This is a genomic window from Bartonella sp. CL25QHWL (genome assembly GCF_042195335.1).
Classification (GTDB): Bacteria; Pseudomonadota; Alphaproteobacteria; order Rhizobiales; family Rhizobiaceae; genus Bartonella.
In genome coordinates, this window is the sequence record NZ_JBHIOE010000103.1 from 1 (window position 1) to 264 (window position 264).

At 32.6% G+C, this 264-nt stretch carries 1 protein-coding gene; it reads left to right on the forward strand.

Translation table 11 applies throughout. The annotated features are described in order from the left end of the window. On the forward strand, positions 1–264 hold a 264-nt coding region (locus ACFILY_RS09685; RefSeq protein ID WP_375673396.1), incomplete at both ends, for a hypothetical protein.

A 264-nucleotide genomic window follows, 5' to 3' on the forward strand; every position in this document is an offset into this window, starting at 1 on the left:
ATAGAGGATGGTGAATTAAAAATTGTTGAGGTAAAAACGGGTAATGCTGGTCTAACCGAAAACCAAAAGATTTTGGAAAAGGAGTATAAAACAGGAGATGCGCAACCCACAGGAGATGTTGTTTTAAAATTCCTTGAGAAAAACAAAGAAAAGCTAAATAAATATCAAGAAGAACTCAGCGATTTTAAGAGAGATTATAAAGGAAGTGCAGAAAAATTTGAGGAAGCATTAGATGATTTTAAGAAAAATTGGCCTAAAGAACAA